Annotated in this window: 17 protein-coding genes; 7 read left to right on the top strand and 10 right to left on the bottom strand. The window is 46.0% G+C overall.

Annotation, left to right across the window (positions count from 1 at the left end; genetic code table 11):
- Nucleotides 1–164: 164 nt before the first annotated feature.
- The gene (locus tag A4R26_RS09095) at nt 165–2,537 is read right to left on the bottom strand and encodes a S9 family peptidase (RefSeq protein ID WP_081163470.1); all 2,373 of its coding nucleotides are present in this window, start codon (nt 2,535–2,537) and stop codon (nt 165–167) included.
- Between the two features lie 115 nt (nt 2,538–2,652).
- Nucleotides 2,653–4,035 carry a magnesium transporter gene (mgtE, locus tag A4R26_RS09090; RefSeq protein ID WP_081163469.1) on the bottom strand — a complete coding sequence of 461 codons (1,383 nt, stop codon included), beginning with the start codon at nt 4,033–4,035 and terminating at the stop codon, nt 2,653–2,655.
- A gap of 244 nt (nt 4,036–4,279) precedes the next feature.
- Between mgtE and A4R26_RS09085 the strand changes: the two genes are divergently transcribed.
- A complete protein-coding gene (locus A4R26_RS09085) occupies nt 4,280–4,663 on the top strand; it encodes an SET domain-containing protein (RefSeq protein ID WP_081163468.1) in 384 nt (127 codons plus the stop codon).
- 217 nt (nt 4,664–4,880) lie between these two features.
- Here A4R26_RS09085 and A4R26_RS09080 read toward each other — a convergent pair whose 3' ends face one another.
- The 3 genes from A4R26_RS09080 to A4R26_RS09070 all read right to left on the bottom strand — a co-directional run bounded on the left by A4R26_RS09080 (nt 4,881) and on the right by A4R26_RS09070 (nt 8,795).
- Nucleotides 4,881–6,455 carry an outer membrane beta-barrel protein gene (locus A4R26_RS09080; RefSeq protein ID WP_081163467.1) on the bottom strand — a complete coding sequence of 525 codons (1,575 nt, stop codon included), beginning with the start codon at nt 6,453–6,455 and terminating at the stop codon, nt 4,881–4,883.
- Complete coding sequence (locus A4R26_RS09075) at nt 6,436–7,026, bottom strand: RNA polymerase sigma factor (protein ID WP_081163466.1); 591 nt, start codon at nt 7,024–7,026, stop codon at nt 6,436–6,438. Before A4R26_RS09075 ends, A4R26_RS09080 begins: the two co-directional genes overlap by 20 nt.
- A 350-nt stretch (nt 7,027–7,376) precedes the next feature.
- Nucleotides 7,377–8,795 (bottom strand): DUF4403 family protein, encoded by a 1,419-nt coding sequence (locus A4R26_RS09070; RefSeq protein WP_081163465.1) that lies wholly within the window; start codon nt 8,793–8,795, stop codon nt 7,377–7,379.
- A gap of 217 nt (nt 8,796–9,012) precedes the next feature.
- Here A4R26_RS09070 and A4R26_RS09065 point away from each other — a divergent pair, with 217 nt between their 5' ends.
- Complete coding sequence (locus tag A4R26_RS09065) at nt 9,013–10,098, top strand: M48 family metallopeptidase (RefSeq protein ID WP_081163464.1); 1,086 nt, start codon at nt 9,013–9,015, stop codon at nt 10,096–10,098.
- Between the two features lie 8 nt (nt 10,099–10,106).
- On the opposite strand, the gene A4R26_RS09060 is transcribed toward A4R26_RS09065, so the two are convergent.
- From A4R26_RS09060 to A4R26_RS09045, 4 genes are all read right to left on the bottom strand, one after another.
- Nucleotides 10,107–10,988, bottom strand: coding sequence for a bestrophin family protein (locus A4R26_RS09060; RefSeq protein ID WP_081163463.1), 882 nt, complete (start codon nt 10,986–10,988; stop codon nt 10,107–10,109).
- 237 nt (nt 10,989–11,225) lie between these two features.
- Nucleotides 11,226–12,569 (bottom strand): hypothetical protein, encoded by a 1,344-nt coding sequence (locus A4R26_RS09055; RefSeq protein WP_081163462.1) that lies wholly within the window; start codon nt 12,567–12,569, stop codon nt 11,226–11,228.
- A gap of 553 nt (nt 12,570–13,122) precedes the next feature.
- Nucleotides 13,123–13,581 carry a hypothetical protein gene (locus A4R26_RS09050; RefSeq protein ID WP_081163484.1) on the bottom strand — a complete coding sequence of 153 codons (459 nt, stop codon included), beginning with the start codon at nt 13,579–13,581 and terminating at the stop codon, nt 13,123–13,125.
- Nucleotides 13,582–13,709: 128 nt separating this feature from the next.
- Nucleotides 13,710–14,819, bottom strand: a complete 1,110-nt coding sequence (locus A4R26_RS09045) for a TolB family protein (protein WP_081163461.1) — start codon at nt 14,817–14,819, stop codon at nt 13,710–13,712.
- A gap of 238 nt (nt 14,820–15,057) precedes the next feature.
- Between A4R26_RS09045 and A4R26_RS09040 the strand changes: the two genes are divergently transcribed.
- The 5 genes from A4R26_RS09040 to A4R26_RS09020 all read left to right on the top strand — a co-directional run bounded on the left by A4R26_RS09040 (nt 15,058) and on the right by A4R26_RS09020 (nt 19,674).
- Nucleotides 15,058–16,068: a tetratricopeptide repeat protein gene (locus A4R26_RS09040; protein WP_165760201.1), complete on the top strand. Its 1,011-nt coding sequence runs from the start codon at nt 15,058–15,060 to the stop codon at nt 16,066–16,068.
- Between the two features lie 233 nt (nt 16,069–16,301).
- Nucleotides 16,302–16,952, top strand: a complete 651-nt coding sequence (gene rpe, locus A4R26_RS09035) for a ribulose-phosphate 3-epimerase (RefSeq protein ID WP_081163459.1) — start codon at nt 16,302–16,304, stop codon at nt 16,950–16,952.
- A 4-nt stretch (nt 16,953–16,956) separates the two neighbouring features.
- Nucleotides 16,957–17,697 carry a class I SAM-dependent methyltransferase gene (locus tag A4R26_RS09030; protein ID WP_081163458.1) on the top strand — a complete coding sequence of 247 codons (741 nt, stop codon included), beginning with the start codon at nt 16,957–16,959 and terminating at the stop codon, nt 17,695–17,697.
- Between the two features lie 174 nt (nt 17,698–17,871).
- Nucleotides 17,872–18,954 carry a Gfo/Idh/MocA family protein gene (locus A4R26_RS09025; RefSeq protein WP_081163457.1) on the top strand — a complete coding sequence of 361 codons (1,083 nt, stop codon included), beginning with the start codon at nt 17,872–17,874 and terminating at the stop codon, nt 18,952–18,954.
- A 360-nt stretch (nt 18,955–19,314) separates the two neighbouring features.
- Nucleotides 19,315–19,674: a hypothetical protein gene (locus tag A4R26_RS09020; protein ID WP_081163456.1), complete on the top strand. Its 360-nt coding sequence runs from the start codon at nt 19,315–19,317 to the stop codon at nt 19,672–19,674.
- A gap of 176 nt (nt 19,675–19,850) precedes the next feature.
- Here A4R26_RS09020 and A4R26_RS09015 read toward each other — a convergent pair whose 3' ends face one another.
- Nucleotides 19,851–20,207 (bottom strand): YciI family protein, encoded by a 357-nt coding sequence (locus A4R26_RS09015; RefSeq protein ID WP_081163455.1) that lies wholly within the window; start codon nt 20,205–20,207, stop codon nt 19,851–19,853.
- Between the last annotated feature and the right edge of the window lie 157 nt (nt 20,208–20,364).

The raw sequence follows: 20,364 nt of genomic DNA, 5'->3' as shown, positions 1-20,364 counted from the left end.
GTACTGACCGAATAAAATCAGGCATCCCGAAATTCGGAATTTCTATGCTTAACGCTTTAACGCTGCTCCCCGTAGCGGGTGCTGATTGAACAAACTCAGCCAGCCCGAAATTCGGAGTTCAGCCTTTTGCTTTAGGCGTTTCTGCGTTTTAATGGAAAAATGGATTATTTTTTTAACACGGTTTCAAACAGCCGGAAGATCCTTTTGTATTCGTCTGTCCAGCTTTCAGGCTCGGTAAAGCCATGATCTTCCAACGGATAAACGGAAAGCTCCCAATTGTCTTTGCCTAATTCTATCAGGCGTTGCGTGAGACGTACAACATCCTGAAAATGAACATTTACATCGATCATGCCATGGCAAATCAGTAAATGGTTCTGTAAGCCTGCTGCAAAGTTTATGGGTGAACTGCGACGATACGCAATGCTGTCACTAAAAGGTTCATTTAAAATATTGGAGGTATAGCCGTGATTGTAATGGGCCCAGTCGGTAACGGGCCTTAATGCGGCACCGGCCTCAAAGATAGCAGGTTTTTTGAATAATGCCATTAAAGTTATAAATCCACCATATGAGCCCCCGTACAGTCCAATGTGTTGTGGGTTAACGCCATAATTTTGTACCAGGAAGCGGGCGCCGTCTTCAATATCGTCGAGGTCTTTACCTCCCATAAAGCGGTAAATGCCTGTGCGCCAGTCGCGGCCATAACCGGCGCTGCCGCGGTAATCGATGTCGAGCACGGTATACCCATTATCAACCAGCATGTTGTTGAACATGTATTCCCTGAAGTAGGAGCTCCACCATTTATGCGCATTTTGCAAATAGCCGGCGCCGTGTACAAATATTACGGCCGGTTTATTGGCATGTGGTTGTGCGGGGCGGTACAGCCGGGCATATACCTTGGCGCTGTCGCGTGCGGTGAAGGTGATCACTTCCGGATCGCGCCAGGCGTATGATCTGAATTCCGCGCTTTGGGCCTGCGTGGTTATCTGTATGGGTTTGCCTGTTGTACTGTTCGCCTGCAGATACAGTTCCCAGGGTTTATTGCTGTAGGAATGCAGAAAGGCAATCCATTTTTCATCGGGTGAAAGGCTTACCTGGTTTGAACCGGTAAGCGTGGTAATGCGTTCCGCTTTGCCGCCGGTAACCGGCAAACGGTAAAAATGCTGTTCGCCGGGATGCGCTTCATTGGTGGTGATATAAAAGAATTTTTTATTATTCGACAGCTGCGCGTGATGCACTTCGTAATTACCGCTGGTAAGCGCCTTCTTTTCTTTTGTTTTTATATTAATAGTATATAAATGAGAGTAGCCACTGGTTTCAGACTGGTACCAGAACGTTTCATCGTTTATCCAGCCTGAATTGAAAACGGGAAATCCGCCTGCGCCGGGTCCGCCTATCCACGCTTCATCGCGTTGCCGGTTGAGCAATGACAAACGGCCGGTTGCACCATCGAGCAATAACAGCCAGCGGTCTTTATTATCCTGCGCACGCGCTTCTACCACGGAATAATTGCCGGTAGGCGCCCAACTGGTATTGGTAAAATTCACTGCACGAAGTGGAGGGTTCTTGCTTTTTTCGTTATACAGGGCGGGATAGTCTTTTACATAATCAGGCAGATCGTAGATACCGGGGATTGAATCGGTTTTTACAATGAATACAGTGTCTTTTTCAGTATCAAACACAAAGAGCTGCTGCGTATTTTGAGTGGCGCCCACTTTGGTGCGGGTTGAAAGGTCCTCTGTATAACCACTCTCCGTAACATAACTGGGCACAATGGCCGATTTGCCTGTAACAGTTGCGGTGAGGCGATACGAAATATACCGGCCATCATAACTTACTGTAAGCATCGACAGGTTTTTTCCGTCGAGCGGAATGGAACGCAGCAATCTTTCTTTTCTAAATTCCTTCAGTATGGAATCGGTCTGGTCTTTTTTCTGTTTGCGCCGTTGCAGTACAATTGAATTTTCAAGCGCTTCTATTTGCAGCCATTTTTCCTGCTGATTGTTTCGTGGAGCGCCGCTGCCGGCGGGCGCCGTGGTTGTTTGAAAGTTGGTAAGCTGGCTGGTGGCACCGGTTTGAATGTCCCAGGCCCAGGCATTTTGTTCGCGGGTGTATACTATTTTTTGATCCCTGAAGGCGAACTGTGGGTTCGATTCCGTGGCAACTGTTTCTGTAATGCGGCGGCGGTTACCGGTTTTTACCTGTACCAGGTAAATATCACCATCCTGCACATACACATATTGATCGTGCAACCCATTATACTTTATCTGGTTTTCCGTAATGGCAGCTTTTCTAAACTCCCGGTTTGATTTTTTCGGAGTGGTGGCGGTTGTAGTAATATAATAAACGGAATCGGTTGCCGCTTTTTCAGGATTCCAGTTGAAGAGCAAAGATCTTCCATCGGCTGTCCATTGCAGGTTGGAAGGGGAGGTACCCATCCATTTCGGTTCGCGCATGATCTTTTCTACAGTTAACGGGCCGAGCTGGCCATAAGTGATAAGGGTTGGCTGTATCAACAGCAGGAGCAGTAGTTTTTTCATGTATACAAATTAACGTAAAGGCCGAAAATATTGAATTATGTAATGTTGAATGGTGAATTTCGAAGTGGGAGTGTATTATTTCAACATTTATAATTTGATCATTCGATATTCGACACTACAATAGAATTCCGCTTAAAAACACGTAGGCTACCGAGAAGTAGATCACCAGTCCGGTTACATCAACAAGCGTAGCAACAAAAGGGGCCGACGAAGTGGCCGGGTCGGCGCCCAGTTTTTTTAATATAATAGGCAGCATAGACCCCGATACGGTGCCCCAAAGCACAACACCTATCAATGAAAAGCCTACGGTGCTGCCGATAAGCACGGTGTGGGCGCCATAGGTATGAAAGATACTGTTCCATAAGGCTACCCGTATAAAGCCGATCAGTCCGAGTATAGTGCCCAGCATCAACCCCGAAATGATCTCCCGCCGCATTACGCGCCACCAGTCTGAAATGTGGATCTCGCCTACGGCCATGGCCTGAATTATAAGGGTAGAAGCCTGTGAGCCGCTGTTACCTCCGCTTGATATAATAAGGGGAACGAACAGGGCCAGCACAACGGCTTTGGCGATCTCATCTTCAAAATAGCCCATAGCGGTGGCTGTTAGCATTTCGCCAAGGAACAGCACGATAAGCCATACAACCCTTTTTTTGAAGAGTTTCATAATGGGCATTTCGAGGTAGGGTTCGTCAAGGGCTTCGGTACCCCCGATCTTCTGAATGTCCTCACTGAACTCTTCATTGGCCACCCACAGCACGTCATCGATGGTAACGATCCCCAGCAGGATGTTTTTATCATCCACCACCGGCAGGGCCATGCGGTTGTTCATTTTAAAGATCTGGTTGGCTATTTCCTGGTCGTCATTTACATTCAGGGTAATATAACGGTTATCTATAATTTCTTCTACTCTTTTCAGGGGTGGGGTAAGAATGATCTCGCGAATACGCACGTCATCGACAAATTCACCGCGGTCGTTCACTACATAGATCACATCGATGGTTTCACTGTCTTTACCCACTTCCCTGATGTGCTCGAGCACTTCCTGAAGGGTCCAGTCAACCCCAACGGCGATATAATCGGGGGTCATCAGCCGGCCTACGCTGCTTTCGGGATAGCCGAGCAGCGACAACGTTACGCGGCGCTCATCGGGGTCGAGCAGTTTGATAAGCTCTTTTACCACCTCGCTGGGGAGCTCTTCCAGAAATGCCGTACGGTCATCGGCCGGCAGTTCGTTCAGCAGCTCGGCGGTTTTGAAGGGCGTCAATTCCCCGATGATCTCTTTCTGGGCGGGCAGATCGAGGATCTTGAACACGCTGGCCGCCCGGTGAATACTCATATTGCCAATGATCTGGCTCGAATATTCGGGAAACTCGTTGATCAGTTCAGCCACCTCGCTGATATTCTGGTCGTTCAGGAACTCCCGCATCTGTAACACATCTTCCTGGCGCATCAGGTGCAGGAAACGTTCTCTGGCATTTTCTATTTCCGTGCTCATGGGTCAAATTTAATCAATTGACAATAGACAACAGGCAATCGGCAAAAATCAATAGGCAATTGGCAATAACCGCAAGGTGCTAAAGCCCAAAGCGAAAAGCTATATGAAATTGGCAAAGAGCCGGTGGTCCTAAAAAATAGGTAACCCTTGCCAATTGCGTATTGCCAATTGGAATTTCTTGCCAATTGCCAATTGATTCGTCGGTTACGTGTATATTGTAACCCGTTTCCAAATAATATTACTAATGATATTACCTTGTCTGTACATCGCCCCTACAAAAGAAATGGGCAGGGGGGTATTTACATCAGAAAAACTAAAGGCAGGCACCGTTATTGAAATGGCACCGGTGATCGTTATGACCAAAAAAGACCGCCAGCTTATTGATCAAACCTTGTTACACGATTATATTTTTGAATGGGGCGACAACCACGATCAGATCTGTATGGCGCTGGGGTATGTTCCCATTTATAATCATTCTTACAAATCGAACTGCGAATATGAAATGGATTATGAGCACGATCTCATCTCCATAAAAACCGTGCGGGCCATCAAAAAGGGAGAAGAATTATTCATTAATTATAATGGGGACTGGAACGACCAGAAGAAGTTATGGTTTGAAGTAGTATAAGTTTTTATGTTCCTGGTTCCTTATGCAAAGCCGCCCGAAGCTTGCAGCGGTTTTGATCATAAAAAAAGCTGCCCCAGTATATCGGGGCAGCGTGGTGCTACTTTTAAAGTGATATGTGCAGATATTTATGATTGCAGATGCTATGCGGCCCTGGTACTACGAAAAAACCGCAGGAACCGTATTAAGCCGTCAACCCGTCAACCCGTCAACTCGTCAACTATTTCCCTGTACCCGATCTTTTTGAGTTGAACGTTGGTTTATACTTAAGGGTAAATAAAATGCCGTAACTGGTCATTCGCATGGTGCCTGCGCCCAATCCCTTCAACGGTATTTTCAAATACGGTTCGGCCTGTATGCTGAAATGTTTTCCTAATGAGCGTTCCATGCCGGCCGACAGGTTCCAGATGGAGAAGAAATAATTCGAATTGGAATCTGACGCGTAAGGGTACGGCGGATAATTAGGGTTACCATTATAGGTATAGTAAATATCGTAGTACTCTTTATCCATAAGGTAGGTCGACAAACCGGTGCTTGCAAACCAGCGGCGTTTGTCATTGTAAGAGAAATCGTACCGTACGTTCACCGGTATCTCCCACATAGAGCAGTTGCCTTCTACGTTCTTCAGCTTATAGTTCCAGGGCATTTTGTAATGGAAATCCTGGCTGTCGGCCTTATAGAATTTTTTAGTGTAAATGATGCCGGTATTTACCGACCAGCGGTTCGATAACCGGTAGCCTGCCTGTAAGCCAAAGTTATAACCGGTTTTATAAGCGCCCCCGAAGTTCGCGGTGGTCAGGTCCGGACCGGCCATAACACCCAGTTCCAGCCCTTTTACTTTCCTGTCCTGCTTGCGGTCGCTTTCCTTTTTTACAACAGGAGCTTCCTCTTTTTTAGTTGAATCGGCGACAACCCCGGTTGCTGCATCTTTCTTTTCCGCAGCAGCTGCTGTCGTTGCTGGCTGTTGAGGCGTTGACGCGTTTGTTTGATCGGGCTGGCTGGCAGTTACCTGTTGATCTTCGGCGGTTATTTTTGTATCGGGCCCGGGCGTACTGTTGTTCCCTGGTTGTATTGTTTGTTGATGTTGACCGGCGGTTATGGACTGTTGTTTACCCGGTTTGCGTTTTGACTTTTTGGTTATTGTTGCCGCGCTGTTGGTATTGTTACCTCGCTCAATGGGAGCGTAGTTTAAGTCAAGCGGCGTTTTAATGACACCCTGCCTTTTTGTACCGGGTTTTGAAGTATTGTTCTTATCGGTTTTGGCAAATGTTTGGGTTGAGTTCTTACCGGGCGTTGTGTTTACCGGCGCAGCGGGAACAGGAATCTCTTTAACCGTTACCGGCGCAGTTGTTGGGTTGGGTGATGTGTTAACGGGCCTGGCGCCGCCGGTTACAGTTTGCGGAGTGGCATCAGCCCGGGAGGGCGCCACCGGGGTATTGTTACCGGTTGTTGATTTGCCGGGTACGGCATCTGTTATATTGGCGCGGGCTGGGTTTTGAACCGGTGCATCGGGTGGCGCGGGCACGGCTTTACCGGCTGGCGACACAACACCAGTTACATTTTTTTCTAATGGAGTTGCCGGTTGATATTTCAATATGCCGATCAAAGCGCCGCCGGTTGTGGCGGAAATGAAAAACAACCAGAACAGGAATCGCCGCTTTTTCTTCTTTTGCGGCAATTCGCTATCCAGGCGCATTTCCAGACTGGCCCATCCAGAAGCGCCTGGCTCCACCTCGAAGTGCTCTGAAGCTTCGCGGCTTAAACGGTCTAGGTCTTTATCGTGGAGGGGATACATACGCTTTTATAATATTTTTATTCTGCAAAAGTTTTCTTAGGTTGTCTCTGGCCTTGGAGAGATTGGATTTTGAGGCGCCAACCGAAATGCCCAGTGTTTGCGATATTTCTTCGTGGCTAAGCCCTTCTATCACGAACAGATTGAAGACTGCCCGGTAAGCCGGCGAAAGTAACCGGATCGCTTCAATAATTTCTTTGTACGATAGCATATCAATTCCGTTCTCCCCCTGGTCGGCAATGGTTTCAGATTCATGTGTAAGCACATGGCCATTTACCGATGAGTTGGTTTTGCGGTAATGATCGATACAGGTATTGATCAGGATTCGTTTGAACCACCCCTTCAGCGACAGTAAGGTATCTTCCTGCCTGGTTTCATCAAATTGGTGAATATTTTTGAAAAGTTTTACAAACCCCTCATTCACAATTTCTTCGCATTCTTCCATGGCGTTGGTATACCGGTAACATATCTTCATGGCAAATCCACGGAGCAGGTAATATAGCTCCTTTTGACTGTTGCGATCATTTTTGCGACAGCCACTCAGTAATGAGGAAATGTTTGAGTTATCTAGCAAGGGTGTTGGTTTGCGGGAATATATTTTTCTTTGCTAACTATTTGTTTTTCATAACTCAATGGCCATTACGCAGGAATGGGTTCGCAGGTTGCCCAGGAAGCGTAAAATGTTAAAAAAATGTTTCTTTAGTAAAGGTAGGTGTTTCAGGCGGGGTAAAAGGAATGGGGTTGAAAGCATGGAAAGGGTTGGGAATTTGGAAGCAGGAATTGGGTAGAAAGCCAAAAAGGGAATTAGGGATTGGGAATTGGTAGAAGCCTGAAATTTCAGGTAGTCTGAGTAAAAAAGAACTCCCCGAATGGTATCATCCGCTGCTTTTCATTAGCAGATCAGCACATTAGCAAATCAGCACATTACTTCAGCATACTCACCGGCGGCTGGCCAACTACCATCAACATGCCGCGAATATATGCCTGTACCTGAATGTAATCTTTCTGCGGTAGCAAACCCACCAGGCGAAATTCCTGGAAGGTGCCGGCAGTGCTCATCCAGGGCGTTACCGGTTGATTTAACCTGGCCTCAATAGCCGGCTTGTTTTTGTTTATCAGTGCCGCAATATCAAGTACCGACTGGTTCGCCAGTTGTTTCATGATCTTTTTGCGGAACAATGCCTTGGCTATATTCACCATCATATCTTTTGTATCTACCGCAAAACTTACATCGGGCATACTCAGCACCTGTTTTTCTACATCGAGCACGGGAGTTCCTTTCAGGTGCAATACGCCTTTGCGGTTACCGCTGAAAGAAACATCAACCTGTATTTTGCCATCGTTGGTGCCGCTCACGTTCACGTCTTTTATCACGAAGGTGCGGCCTTCCACTTCAAATGGTTTGTTGCGTAAGCTGTCGTTCATCAGCTTGTTGAAAAAGCTGTACTGGTACACGGCGTCGAGGCTGGTATTGATGCCCGTAACGTAATTACTTTCGCTTATGGGCGGCAGGGCGGCATGTGTTACCAGCCGCTGGCTGTCGGAAGAGAATTTAGGCTGGCCGGTATAGCCAATGGAAAAATACAACGTATCCCTGAACACGTTGAATTTACTCACCCGCAGCATGGATGGGTTTAAATTTAAAAATCCGTATGTGCTGATAGGCATTACGCGGCTGCCGCCGGTACGCCACTGGCGCAGTAGTTCGTTGTTGTTAAGGGTTTGAACAAATTTGTCGAAGGAACCGCAGTACGTTTCAATAGATGATTTAATACTGTCCATTATTTCGCCCGTAAGATCGGTTTGCATAAGGGTGACCTCACATTTGTCGAGCGGGTTCAGTTTATCGAGCTTCGTTGAGGTAAGCAACTGGTGATTGGGCAGCAGGGTAAGGGTAGAGCTGATATTGAGATCAACCCGGCGCAATGGTTCATTGCCAAATCCGCAACTGCCGTTAACCCAGGGCGATACCTGTTTATCGAACGTGCACAACGTTTTGCTGCCGGCGATCTGGTAATTGCCCCTGAAACCGATCATCACTTTATTATTGACACAGCTAAAGGTAAAAGGCGACCGCACAAAACGGAACTTATAACGAAAATCGCAGCCCGATGGGGTATAGTTGGGCCATTTGTCATTGGTGAATTCTTTGGCAGTGCCCGAATCCATCATTGCCAGCAACGGCTTCATATTAATTTTGAACGGAATGTTGATAATGGATGAAGGCAATGGCGGTAAAAGCCGCGAAGGCGTTTCGGCCGTTGGTTGAATGGTTACTTTTTTGCTGCTGTTACAGGCTGTGATACAGAAGAATATAGCTACTACAGGAATAATGTATTTCATAGTCGGGAAAGACTTTCTATAATCAAATTTAAGACCGAAGTATATAAGAAAATCTCAAAATTCCAAAACGCCCCAAAAACACCAGGTTTTGTTATTTTGATCCTGTGCCTGCAATATGAGTGTAATTTTGGTTCTTCGAACTTATCCTTGTGAACCCGTCAACTCATCAACCGGTTAACTCGTTAACTTTGTTCTGACTTCGTATATTAGTGCCAATATGACTACCTATTCTGCTACTTACCATGATGCGGCGGGCCGTTTTTACACGGCAACCATTTTTATATCGGCCGTTACCATCACCATCCGGTATCTCGATGAAAATAACCAGCAAAAAGATGTGAACTGGCTAACCAAAGATATTACCGGTTTTCAACAGCAAAGCATACAAAGCGAGTTACAATATAGAAACAACAGGGGAGAAACGGAACGCCTGAGCATTCGCGACGAACAATTGATACTGGCGCTTAGAAGAACGCTCTCGCATCATCGCGCCTTTGGCAATGTACAGGGCCGGGTGTTGGGCAGTGTGTGGACCAAGCTGTCGATAATTGCATTGATCATCCTCGGCATCCTGCTTGGCCTTTACCTGTGGTTCATTCCCTGGCTGGGCGAACGCATTGCCCGCGGTTTTTCAAAGGAAACGGAGATCAGTATGGGCGAACAAATGTACCAGGCGATGATAGGCCAGTACAAGGTCGATGCAAATAAAACGGCAATCCTGAACGAGTTTTATAAAGAATTACAGTACGATGTTGGTTACCCGGTTACCATAACCGTTGTTGAATCGAATGAAATGAACGCCTTTGCCATGCCAGGCGGACATATAGTAGTATACAGCACCATTCTTGAAGAAATGAAAACGCCCGAAGAACTGGCCGCTTTGCTGGGGCATGAGTCTTCGCATGTTGGATTGCGCCATTCCCTGCGTAATATCTTCCGCGATCTTTCCCGCAAAATGTTCCTCGCGCTGCTTTTCGGGAACGACACAGGTATTACGGCCGTGGTAGTTGATAATGCAAATGCGTTAAAAAGTTTAGAGTATTCCCGCTCGCTCGAAACGGAAGCCGATGACAACGGGCTTAAACTGATGGCAAAGAACAACATTAATTTACAGGGTATGGTTAAGTTGATGAATATGCTGCAGAAAGCAAGCGGCGGTGGTGCTGAAACCGCTTCTTTCCTTAGTACGCACCCGGTATTTAAAGACCGTATAAAAAATATAGAAGAGCAGATAAAAAAAATGCCGGCTGTTACAACCGGCAATGATAAGCTGAAAACAATCTTTCATTCTATTTACGAATAACGCGGGGCTTAGTTCAGGATCTCAGCCACGTGCTTTTTTATATTCGAAGCCATTTTGATCATGGGCAGGTCGTTCTCATCGCCGCCAAAAGGGTCTTCTATTTCTTCGGCGATCAGCTCAAGGCTGGCCAGTACGTAGAAGATAAATGCAACAACGGGTATGGCAATATACCCGAGGCTGATCACAAAGCTGAAGGGCAGCGTCATCACATAAAAGAAGATGAATTTTTTAAGGAACACGCTGTACGAAAATGGGATCGGCGTGTTCTTGATGCGTTCGCAGGCGCCCATGATATCGGTAAACGACTGCAGTTCGCTGTTCAGCACGATCAGTTGATCGCCTTTTATCTTTCCTTCCTCGTACAGGCGGTTCACGCGTTGAAACATCATAGAGGCCACCTGGTTGGGCATATGCCGGTTGGTATCGAGATTTTTTAGTTCTGGATGTTCATGCTCGTCAAGGGCGAGGCGGGTTGTTTCTGCATGCAGGTGGTGCGACAGCACCGACGCGTACATGGGAATGATCTTTTTAAAGAATGAACGGTGGGCTGCTTCTTCATGACCCAGTATAGCGTTTAGCTTAATGGCGAGGTTACGGCTGTTGTTCACCAGCGAACCCCATAGCTTACGGCCTTCCCACCAGCGGTCATAGGCGGTATTGGTACGGAATACCAGCAGCATCGAGATCACAAAGCTCAGGAGCGTGTGCATGGCGGTTATATTCTTTACATGGCTGTTTTCCGATAGCCTGAAGACATTCAATTCAAGAAATGCGACGATCCAGCAGTAAACGCTTATTCCAATTATAAGCGGGGCCAGTTGGCGAAGGGTGTCGGCCTTATGAAACCGGAAAATAAAGGTAAACCAGTCTTTAGGATTGTATGTGATCATATTTCGTTAAGGTTGAGGGCAAGATACGAAAACTAATGTGCTAATATGCTAATGTGATAATTCGATAATGGGATAATGGAAAGCCAAAAGCCGGGTGGAATGAAAAAGCCTTCCCCGGTATAGGGAAGGCTTAAACTTATAAGTAATTAATTACTGCTGATAAGCAGGGTAGTTGCCAATTGTGAAGACTGCTCAAAATTCAACGCAACCACAAACTACAAACCATAAACCACAAACCTATTTTGGTTTTGAAAACGTGTCTTTACCAAACGTTGGGTTGATATCATAACTTTCATACGTAATGGTTTGGGCGTGTTTGCCGGCCTGCATGATCTCGGTATATGGTAACAAAATGTTGCCTGTTTTCTTGAAATCTGAATAGGTAAAGGTAGTGGTGCCGCTCAGCGGATCAACGACGATCAGCGCCTCGAGGCGGTTATTGTTATTGATGATATAACCTGCGCGCATGCTGTTCACCATTACCATTACCGACGACAAACCATATTGTTGTGTTTGCAGGGTAGCGGTTGATTTGGTCAGCAGGTCTGATTTCAAACCCGGTAAACCGCAGAACAGGTAACGTTTCAGTTCTGTTACACGTTGCGGAGAAAGCGGTGCATAGCTATTGCCGTCGAAACTCCAGCCGCTGTTGCCTTCCATTTGCTCAAGCAGGATCACGTTACCCTGTAAGGCCGACTCAAGGCGTACGATCTGGCGGGTAAAATCTGCCTGCATGGTAAGCGTAAGGTTATTGGTGTTCATTACTGCCTTCATGGTATTGAGGCCATCGAGGCTCTTACCGCCATGCGACAGATTGGCCTCTTTCAACAGGTTCATACCAGCATCCAGTACATCGTTCGTTTTCGTTACTACCGGTGCAGCATTAGTGGTTGTTGGTTGTTTTATATCGCCGTGTTTGGCCATTTCTTCTTCATCGAGGTAATAGATATCGCCGTTGATAACAACGATCGATTTCTTTTCAGGACTGCTGAAGAAACTTAAGTTGGTTGTTTTACCGGTGTTGTATTTAAGTGCCAGCTGTCCCTGGGTAATGGTATAGGAACCATCATCGGCGCTGCTGGTGCTGCCGCCAGATAGTGTGGTAAGGCTTGCAGTACGTTTGAATTTACCATCAGTGAAATAAAAACCATCTGCTTTACCAGAAGATCTTACATATTTATAAAAGCCGGTGGGAACAACATTGGAGGGGTTCAGTCTGATAAATGTTGCTGCACCAGACTGGCCGGTTTCGCCGGTAACGCTTAACAGGATTATTTTTTCAGAACCATCGTTCAGGAATTTCATCTTCAGCTGATTGCCGGTGATGGCGTAAGTGCCATCTACACGCTTCTGCCAGTCAGGTTTATCAAGTCCGCTACAAAAAGAAAAATTTGGCCTGAAATAGAATACGTAATCAGTTCTTACCATTTCGCCGGCATCAGAGCTTTGGTCATACTCATATGCCGTGCCTGCGTATACAGCATTGACGGTCTGGTTTTGTGCAAAAAGGGTAGAACAGGAGAATAGTAAGCATAAAAATAAAACGCTGGTACGGATTCTCGCCAAGGTGTTAAGTGTCATGATAACGTTTATGTATAAATTTCAAAAAGTCTGCCGAAATATTTATTCTTATAATTTCAGTTCCAATAAGTTTTATGAATTTATTCAACAGGAGCAAGCAAGATAAGCATATCGTTTTTCTATATACGATAGACCCGCACAATGCCACTTTTCAACATGGTAAGTAAAAATGATGTTTAGTGGCTGCTGGTTTTTAACAGTTTAGTTCCGGGCGCACAAACGTATCGTGTTTAAGTCAAACGTATGTCCTGTAGTGTCCTGCTCCGGCCTCCCGAAGGTCATTTTCACCGCATCCAAAAACGCCCGCACAATTCTATTATTGTGTTGTAATTCATTTTGTTACATATCCATGAGGGCGGTGTAATTGAATTGAAATGAGGCAGATAGAAGGGTTTCTCATTAGAAATGAATTAGAACCGGTTGGTTTAGAACCGGTTATTTTTCATTGAATACGTAGCTAAAACCGCGTTAGCAAGCCCGTTATTGAAGTAAAAAATGCCATCCGCAACGGCGAATGGCATTCAGTTATATTATAAGAATTGTATATTCTACATTACAGGCTGGGGAATAGCGGGCGGCCGATCTCGCGTGCAGGCCAGGGAATAGCTGCCAGAATAAGTATCAGGGCAAGTACGAAGAACCAGAACGCTTTTTTGTACTTGACTGCATCGGGGATCGCTTTTTTTGCCTGTCCTCTGCCAATAGTGATGAATACAATGGCTATGAGCATCATCAGCGGATGTTCTACCAGGTAGAAGCGGTAAGTGGCATCTTTCATTACGCTTACACCTTCAGGTATATTGGTAAAACCAATTCTGCCAACAAACAAAAGTATCAAACCGATCAGCAAGGTAGTGTGGGCAGTGATCATGGTGAACAACCATATTTTTTTGTCGCCAGCTGTCAATGCCTTTTTACCATTCATACCCGAAAGGGCTTTGAAGATCGAAGCCAGTAACAATATCAACAGTATCCACCTTAAATAGCTATGTAGTAAAACTAAAAAATTCATAATGCGGAGATTTGGCGCAAAGCTAATGTTGGCAACCGGAAACATCAAATTTGATTCCTGATAGCTGGAGGTGGGGTGTGCCACACCTACACATTACTAAGAAAATGAAGTGTAGCATGCGTTCTGCGTCATTCTTCTACCCAGTCTGCAAGGAAAATATTGGTGTCGCGTGTTCCGCCATTGTTGCGGTTGCTGCAGAAAACGATCTTTTTACCGTTAGGGCTGAACATAGGGAATGCATCAAAACCTTTATCACGGCTTACCTTTTGCAGGTTGCTGCCATCACCATTCATGGTATACAGGTTGAACGGAAAACCTCTTTTGTATTCATGGTTCGAAGCAAAGATGATGTGTTTGCTATCGGGCATAAAAGCCGGCGCCCAGTTGGCTTGTCCCAGCCGGGTGATCTGTTGGGCATTGCTGCCATCGGCATCGGCAATGAACACTTCCATTTGTGTAGGCGCTACCAGGTTTTCGGCCAGTAGTTCTTTGTACGATCGTAATGCTTCAGGTGTTTGCGGGCGCGAAGCGCGCCAGATGATCTTTTTACCATCCGCACTGAACCATGCGCCGCCATCATAACCCGGCGTATGTGTGATCCTTTTTTCCTTACCGGTTTGCAGGTCCATTATGTAAAGTTCAATGTCGCCGTCTTTTACACTTGTATAGATCATCTTTTTACCATCGGGCGACAGCGTTGCTTCGGCATCGTATCCTTTGCTGCCGGTAAGTTGTTTAACGATCTTTCCATCGAGGTCGGCCATAAAAATATCGTAACTGCTGTACAAAGGCCATATGTACTTATTACCGTATTTGGAGCGGTCGGGCGGTGGCGGACAACTATCGCCGCCCAGATGAGTTGATGCGTAAATGATATGTTTACCATCTTTGGTAAAGAAACCGCAGGTAGTTCTTCCTTTACCGGTGCTTATCATTTTATATTCAAAAGGAGCGCCGGGTGCAGGGATCTTTCCTGCAAAGATCTGGTCGCAGGGAATGCCGTCTTTTACGCTGGTGCGTTGAAATACGAGCCATTTTCCATCATAACTGAAGTAAGCCTCGGCATTATCGCCGCCAAACGTCAGTTGCCGAACGTTCTTAAAATGTTTTTCTTCAGGGTACAGGATGGTATCGGCTGCCTGCGGTGCAACTGCAGGCGGCAAGGGCATAGGATCAAACGCCATAAGGGCGATGCCGGTTATACCGGCCAGCAACGGAATTAATAGCCATTTCTTCATATACAACAGGTTTTACAAGCGCGCAATGTGTTGTATAACTGGTAATGCGCGCTTGATAAAATGAAGATAATTTTGTTAAATAGTTTGCATGTCAGAATATTGTCATAAGTACTTTATAAAAATCGGTTAGTTTTGCCCAGGATCGTGCATGGATGCTGGTATTTGTAATATTCATCATATGCCGATGCAATGGTATACCGTGTGCGGTGCCGCGCCTTTGAAAAAACTTATTATACTGATGAAAAAATGCGTCTCTATACCGGTTTTACTGGTTGGTTGGTTATGTTGGTTATGCAGTTGTACTTCGGGGAACAATGACAGGGTTTCGGCCGAAAAGATCCTGAACACACCGCCTTATGCCGGCCTCACTGACAGTATACAACAATTTCCTAAAAACCAGGAGCTGTATATGCAGCGGGCTGTGCTGCTTTCGCAGAACAATCTGCATGAGCTGGCCATGGCCGATTACAAAAAAGCATGGGAAATAAAACCTGATGAATTTGTTGCCCTGAAATACGTCTCTAACCTGATGCTGGTGAACAAACCCGAAGAGGCGATCAGGCTATTGAAAGAAAGTCTGGCCAAATGGCCTGCCAATCCCGATCTGCACCGCCGCCTCGGCGAGATCTATACACAAACAGGCGAAAACAATAAAGCCATGGCCCAATATGATGAGTGGGCGCAGCAGGACTCTATGAACTTTGAAGTGTGGTATGAAAAAGGGGTGTTGCTGGCGCAATTGAACGATACCCCGGCTGCTATTCAGGCAATGGAAAAAAGCTACCAGGTACAACCCCTCAACTACAACGGCCTTGCACTGGCCAGTTTATATGCCGCTACCTTAAATCCCAAAGTAATTACCATCTGCGACGAACTTATTCGCAAAGACACTTCCGGTATTTTAAATGATGTGCTGTACCTGAAAGGCAGCTACTACTCCGATACGAAACAATACGACAAGGCCATGCAGTTGTTCAATGAATGCATCAGCCGCGACTGGAAATTTGCCGACGCCTATATTGAAAAAGGTATCATATTTCACGACCTGAAGAAGATCGATAGTGCATTGAAAGTGTTCACTATGGCCGCTACGGTTGCAAACACCAATCCCGATGCATGGTACTGGATGGCGCGTTGTTATGAAGAGCAGGGGAAAAAAGACCTGGCCCTTGTAAATTATAAACGGGCGCTGGCCATCGATAAGCGATTTGACGAAGCGCGGGAAGGGATCAGGAGGGTGGAGAAATAGGTGACGGTTCATAGTTCACAGTTCATAGTTCACAGTTCACAGTTCACAGTTCATAGTTCACAGTTCACAGTTCACTGTTCACTGTTCACTGTTCACTGTTCGCAGTTCTTTATTCGTAATTCAAAAGTATTTGCAGGATTCCGGGTTGGCCTGCAGCGCTTAGCGGTTTTCTGCTTTCGCCTGTAATTTCATTATCGCATTATCGCATTATCAAATTATCACATTAACATATCATGGCAATAGTAGCACCCTCATTTTTATCGGCTAACTTTCTTTCCCTGGAAACGGATTGTAAAATGGTCAATGAAAGCCAGGCCGACTGGGTTCACCTCGATGTAATGGACGGCCGCTTTGTGCCCAACATTACGTTTGGCCCAATGATCATCGACTTCATACGAAAAGCAACGCCCAAAATATGTGACGTGCACCTGATGATCGTTGAACCGGAAAAATATGTGGAAGACTTTAAAAAAGCCGGCGCGGATATTTTAACCGTTCACCTCGAAGCCTGTACCCATTTACACAGGAATATTGAGCAGATAAAATCGCTGGGCATGCAGGCCGGTGTGGCATTGAACCCCCATACGCCGGTGGAAGCATTGAAAGAAGTATTGCACGATATAGATGTAGTGTTGATCATGAGCGTTAACCCGGGTTTTGGCGGACAAAAATTCATTCCCAATACGCTAAATAAGATTGCCACCCTGCGCCGCATGATCGATGAAAAAGGGCTTGCTGCCAAAATAGAGATCGATGGCGGCGTAACCCTGCAAAACGCACCCGATATCATTAAAGCAGGAGCGCATGTGCTGGTGGCCGGTAATACCGTATTCAAATCAAAAGATCCCAAAGACACCATTGCACAGTTGAAAAAAATAGTATAATGCTATGGCAAAAGATCTTTTCAGTGATCAGGCCTCACTCTATGCTCAATACCGCCCGGGTTATCCGCGCGGGTTATATGAGTATATTTTGCAGCAGGTAACAAACAGGCAGCAGGCCTGGGATTGCGCCACGGGGAACGGACAGGCAGCCGTTGATCTGGCGCAATACTTTGAAAAGGTGTTTGCTACCGATCTCAGCGAAAAACAGTTGCAGCAGGCGCAACCGCATGAAAAGGTCACCTACTCAGTAACAACCGCAGAACAAACTCCCTTTGCCGATAACAGCTTTGATTGCATAACAGTAGCCCAGGCTTACCACTGGTTCAAATTTGATGACTTTGGTAAAGAAGTGAAGCGCGTGGCTAAACCCGGCGCCATCATAGCTGTTTGGGGGTACGGTCTGGTAGTATGTGAAGATGAAGCGGTCAACGCCCTCATCAATACGTTTTACCGCGAAACAGTTGGCGCATATTGGGATAAAGAACGCCGGTATATCGACGAGCATTACACGACCGTTCCGTTCCCTTATGAACCATTACCGGAAAAAGAGTTCCGCATAAGCGTTCAGTGGAACAGGCAGCACCTGGCTGGTTATTTCAATACCTGGTCGGGCGTACAGCATTTTATAAAAGCGAATGGATACAATCCCGTAAATGAGCTGGAAGTTGAAATTGAAAAGGTGTGGCGGGATGATACCGAAAAAGGCTTTTATTTTCCATTGTTTCTGAAGCTGGGTAAGATTTAGAGATGTAGGATTTGAAAATGTATGATTTGAAGTTGTATGATTTAGGATTTAGAATTTTCTGATCCCGGGATTTATGCCGTGGCTCGAAATCTCAAAATCTCAAAATCTTAAAATCTCAAAATCATAAATCATTAATTGGGTAATAATCTCACGTTATAAAAGAGAATTCAATATATGACCAGGCTAAAATCAGCTATCATAGGGTGTGGTAAAATGGCGCAGGTACATGCGCAGGCATTAAAGAATATTGAAGAAACGGAACTGGTAGCGGTGCAGAGCCGCAATGCAGAAAAAGCGGCCGCTACTGCAGCCCGCTTTGGCGTTAAGGCCTATAGTGATATTGCTGAAATGATACAAAAAGAGCAGGTACAGGTTGTGGTTATATGTACCCCGCACCCGGCCCACCGCGCGGCCGCCGTTATTGCCCTGCAAAACGGGGCGCATGTGTTAACCGAAAAGCCCCTGGCCGTTTCATTGGAAGATTGTGATGCCATGATAGAAACGGCTGCGCAGTACAATAAACAATTGGGCATGATCAGCCAGCGCCGGTTCTACCCCGCATGCCGGCGCATAAAGCAGGCCATCGATGCCGGCAAACTGGGAACCCCCATGTTGGGAACGGTAGTTATGTATGGCTGGCGCGATGAAAAGTATTATAAAAGCGATCCCTGGCGCGGTAGCTGGGATAAAGAGGGGGGAGGTGTATTGGTGAACCAGGCGCCGCATCAGCTCGATCTGCTGCAATGGTATATGGGCAGTGAAATGGAAGAACTGTATGGCGTTTGGCAAAACATCAATCACCCGTATATAGAAGTAGAAGATACGGCAACTGCTATCATTCGTTTCAAGAATGGGGCGGTGGCGAATATAGTTGTAAGCAATGCTCAAAAGCCGGGGATCTATGGCAAAGTGCATATCCATGGTTCCAATGGCGCATCGGCCGGGGTACAAACCGATGGCGGCTCCATGTTCCTGCCGGGACAATCGGCTATTCTCGAAGCACCTACAAACGACATCTGGACGGTGCCCGGCGATGAACAACACCTGGAAGCATGGCGTGCCGCCGATACCGCCGAGTTCAATGCAACAGATGCTGTTGAACATTATGTGCGCCGGCAGAACCGCGACTTTATATTGGCCGTAGCCGAAAACCGCGAACCGCTGGTAACGGCAAAGGAAGGCAGAAAAACGGTTGAACTGTTCACAGCGCTGTATCGCTCTATGAAAGAGCGCCAACCCGTTCGCTGGCCGCTGTAAAGCCCGTTAAGCCCGAAATGAATGAGCAGTAGTTATAACTGCTGCGAAAAAATATCTACAGAAAAAACCTGTTTATAGAAGCGATTACCCGTGGCATTTTTTGCATACATAATGGAAACAGTTTTGTATGGCAACATCAAACGGAAAATCGAAGAAGCGGATACAGAAGGAAGCCGATAAAGACCTCAGAAACGTATAACCAGGAACGCCGGAAAAAAAGCCCGCAACTGCATAAAGCAAACCAGTGCGATGAGTAAATTATTCCTCACCGGTTGATTTGCTTAATATTCAATCAATAACCTGCGAGGCGTCCATGGCAACGGTTTTGCAATAATACGTATGTAAACAAAATAGTTTGTTATGGTAATAAACGATAAAGAATTTCCGGTGGTGATACAGGCTTATCAACCTTCAGCCAACGGAGAATTGTTTGTGGCAGAACAAATGGTAAGGAATCAGGTAGAAGTTGATGCATTCAGTAGCCGGTACGCCGGATATGTTATAAAAGCAAGAGTGGTAAAAGAAAATGAAATGGCTCCGGAATATGGCAACGGTACAAGAACTGTCGATGGTACCAGAACTGTTGATGGTACAAGACGTACGGCTGTGCATCGACGGGGTATGCCCGTTTGGGCCATCTTTTTACTTATAGTTGTTTTACTGGTTGTGGTGGGCTTAACCACTGGCTGGATCCAAAGAACCTTTGCACTGAATTTGTGATAGAAGTTCGTTCCGTTTTCGTTTAACCGGTGGATTATTGTAACCGAGTTTTACTCGTACCGCAATATCCTCCGGTTTTTTTTATGTCATATAGGAAAATCAGGATATAAGCAACAAGGCAAAAGATCCCGTTCCGGTTAAATGGAACGGGATCTTGCTTTTAGGTCATAATAAATTTAAGGCAGTTTATCGCCCGGTAAACCCATGCCGGTCACAATTTCATAGTTGAACACGCCGGCCATGATAGCGGGGTCTTTATCCATCAAATGTTTTACTTCATCTTTATCGGTGGTATTGTAAATAGCAACGGCTGCCAGGTTCGTGCTGTTGTCCATAACGGGCATGGTTAACACCATTTGATTGTCGCGCCGCTGTTCAAAGATATAAGGCAGGTGTTCGCTTTGAATGATCCGTGGCGTATCGCTTAACCCATAATTTTCCCCCTTGGTTAAAACAACAAGCACGTAAGGTTTAATACTGGCCAGCTTCGTTAAAGTTTCGGGCGAAGCAAATTGAAAAGCTGAATTGCTCATGGTTAATTTTTGTTTTAGTAAATGGTATAGGAATAGAAAAAACTTACTTACGGGAATGGGGTGGCAGGGTAGCGGTTATATATAGCGAATATAATATTTAAACGGGGTTTGAAAATAGGCCAATACAGTTGAACATAAAAAAAATGGGCCGATAAGA

This window comes from Niastella populi, assembly GCF_002078015.1.
In the GTDB taxonomy this organism is placed as follows: Bacteria; Bacteroidota; Bacteroidia; order Chitinophagales; family Chitinophagaceae; genus Niastella; species Niastella populi.
Note: the sequence above shows the minus strand (reverse complement) of the source record. Positions and strands in the feature narration are given on the sequence as shown.